This is a genomic window from Alteromonas sp. DY56-G5, from assembly GCF_041414725.1.
In the GTDB taxonomy this organism is placed as follows: domain Bacteria; phylum Pseudomonadota; class Gammaproteobacteria; order Enterobacterales; family Alteromonadaceae; genus Alteromonas; species Alteromonas macleodii.
This window is the reverse complement of the sequence record NZ_JANHZQ010000103.1, coordinates 1-2,614: the sequence shown is the minus strand read 5'-3', so window position 1 is coordinate 2,614 and position 2,614 is coordinate 1. Positions and strand designations below refer to the sequence as shown.

Sequence of the window (2,614 nt, the reverse complement as noted above, 5' to 3'; positions counted from 1 at the left end):
AACGCTAAGCTTTGGGGCGCTAGCGCGTGGGCTAAAATCCGAACGAAGTGAGTCAGCCCACGTGTTAGCGTCCCAGCGACCGGAGGGAGTGCCAACAGCGTTTTGTTAGGCGTACAAAGGAACGTACGCAGCTTTGCTGCCACCACTAGCCAAATAGACCGCGTGTTTAAATTATTGAATTTAAGATAAAACAACCCCGTGCGAAATGCCAGATGTTAACGGTAATGCTGGATAAAAGAGCGAGTTTAGAAGGCTGGTGGTGTTAAATGTTGGCGTTTCGGTGTTTATGAAAAGCATGTTGTTAAAGTCGTTAAAACAACCGGGAAAGCTTGCCGCTAATACAACCTAGCGAAACAGCCTTGATGCCGGAATGTCACAATTTAACCCACATTTTAATGCTGTAAGTAAATGACGCCTAACTTCCAAATATGGGGCGCAGACACGTGTGCAATAATGGCGAAGCCGCGCACGTGTTTGCGTCCCAGCGAGCGGCAGCGAGTGACATAATTTGTTTGTTATGTTGTAATGCTCACTAGTCCCAGCACGCTTAGTAGCGCCCATGCGCCAATGGAAATTTTTTGTAATCTGTTAAATTTAAAATTTGATTGTGCAAGCTGTTTTGCGCTTACAGCGGTAATGAAAAAGAAGGCAGCCATGCAGCTCGTAGCCAGCGCCAGTATTATGAGGTCGTAGTTGAAAAGCAATCCGTGAACCAAAATAAGCATTGCGACCGTTAAAAATCCAAATACTATCCTGACACCAAGTATATCAACCTGCATAAAACAGCCTCCGTTTTACCAATTCCTTTCTGCAACATAACTTTTCAATAACGGGCGCAGGCACGTGGGGCATAATCGCGAAGCGGCCCTGCGTGTATGCGTCCCAGCGAACGAAGTGAGTGAGTTTATTGAGTTGTTATGCACCTAAACCACCGTATATGAGAGTGTAACTGGTGAGCCAATAGAAAAAGAAGCTTTAGTGATAACATTTGGCAGATCAATGACTCTTGAATCGTACTCAGTAACAAATGAAACGAAGATATCTGTATTCTCTACTTCTACACAATTAGAAGTTACAAAACTTCCTATAAATTCCAGTGAAGATGGTGTCAGAGGAACGCACACTACAAAACCACCTAATTTTTTATTAGGTCTACAAGATGAGGCTTTAAGGCTTGATTTGATTTCGTTGGATAATTCTTCTGTAAGCGAAAAGAATCTAAAGCTGATATTTAATTCAATGTCTGAGTCCATTCAATGTGTCCGTAAGTGCATAACGGCCCGCATAACGGGCAAAAATACGTAGGCTATAATAACGAGGGAAGCGAAGGGAGCCTACGTGTTTTTGTCCCTAGCGAGCGCAGCGAGTGTTAATGCGTTTGTTAGGTGCGGTGAGCTTTAAACGCCCGAACGACCATAAATGAAACGATACCAGCATAAATAATAAAAAAACAAGATACTGCGGTTGAAGATGTAAAACCGTGAACCAAAGTGAATTTAAGTATACAAAATAAGGTGAAGCCGATCGTTGCAAAACAAGATGTAAGCGCAGCAGCTAGAGAAAATATGGGATAGTCCTCCATCCAACTGGCTAATAAAAATAGGACGCCACAAAAGAAAATGAGAAACTTAAAGTTACCAATTACCGGCAATGCTAAATCTGGTTGTTTGAGAAGAAAAGTTAGAATAATTAGTGGCACACCCAAAGAAAAATTTAAAACCTTTAACTCACCAACAGCCCGTTCAGACTGAACAAACTCTTTCGATTTTGGCCATTTCATTCCATGAAGGTTAAACATTCTGAGAGCACCTAACTTCCAAATATGGGGCGCAAACACGTGTGCAATAATGGCGAAGCCGCGCACGTGTTTGCGTCCCAGCGAGCGGCAGCGAGTGACATAATTTGTTTGTTATACGCGTACTACTTTTTATCTTGCTTGTTATTTGGCGTAGGTTCTTTGTTTTTCTTGAGATATTCGGTCGTGTCCGGTCTCTGGTTATTGTTATTCTGTTGTTCTTTACTCATTTTGATAATTCCATAAAAATTGAAATGAAAGAAATTAGCCCAATCCCCCAAGCGCTATAAGCCAACTCTGAGTATGAATACTCAAGATAGTTAATTTTATAATCTATTTGCATTTTCAATTGCTGGGTAGTATCTACGTAACAGTCAAATATAAACAGGTCTCGTTCTTCATCACCTGTATCTTTGATGTAGTTTGCGGCCGTCCTACTAATCGGTGCATTTGGGCAGTCGCCAATTTTTAATGCCAATAAAGCGTGTCCCCAAGCACAGAAAACACAAAAGCCAGTTAAACAGAAAATGGAAGTTCTAATCCATTCCAACGGGTTGCTAGGTGACAAAAACGTATTATTCTTAATGCTTAATATTGCTATTAAAGCAGAGATAACGACAGTTAAAAAAGTTAGCAATTTGGAGCATTTGTCTTCAACGTGTTTGAATCTGCTCTGTTCCTCATTATATCTGTCTTTGACGTATTCGAGTGTTCTATCCATGTTTAACTCTCAAGAGCGTATAACGCTAAGCTTTGGGGCGCTAGCGCGTGGGCTAAAATCCGAACGAAGTGAGTCAGCCCACGTGTTAGCGTCCCAGC

At 41.8% G+C, this 2,614-nt stretch carries 4 protein-coding genes; all 4 read right to left on the bottom strand.

Annotated elements, in window-relative coordinates; all coding sequences use genetic code 11:
- Positions 1–515: 515 nt before the first annotated feature.
- Positions 516–779, bottom strand: a complete 264-nt coding sequence (locus NO989_RS21660; protein ID WP_371343189.1) for a hypothetical protein — start codon at positions 777–779, stop codon at positions 516–518.
- Positions 780–923: 144 nt separating this feature from the next.
- The gene (locus NO989_RS21655; protein WP_342326367.1) at positions 924–1,253 is read right to left on the bottom strand and encodes a hypothetical protein; all 330 of its coding nucleotides are present in this window, start codon (positions 1,251–1,253) and stop codon (positions 924–926) included.
- 128 nt (positions 1,254–1,381) lie between these two features.
- Positions 1,382–1,864, bottom strand: coding sequence for a hypothetical protein (locus NO989_RS21650; protein WP_371343188.1), 483 nt, complete (start codon positions 1,862–1,864; stop codon positions 1,382–1,384).
- Positions 1,865–2,021: 157 nt separating this feature from the next.
- The gene (locus tag NO989_RS21645) at positions 2,022–2,516 is read right to left on the bottom strand and encodes a hypothetical protein (protein ID WP_371343187.1); all 495 of its coding nucleotides are present in this window, start codon (positions 2,514–2,516) and stop codon (positions 2,022–2,024) included.
- Positions 2,517–2,614: the final 98 nt, after the last annotated feature.

Bases quoted from the DNA above. Each gene is read 5' to 3' on its own strand.
- NO989_RS21660 (WP_371343189.1), bottom strand. From the start codon at position 779: ATGCAGGTTGATATACTTGGTGTCAGGATAGTATTTGGATTTTTAACG.
- NO989_RS21655 (WP_342326367.1), bottom strand. From the start codon at position 1,253: ATGGACTCAGACATTGAATTAAATATCAGCTTTAGATTCTTTTCGCTT.
- NO989_RS21645 (WP_371343187.1), bottom strand. From the start codon at position 2,516: ATGGATAGAACACTCGAATACGTCAAAGACAGATATAATGAGGAACAG.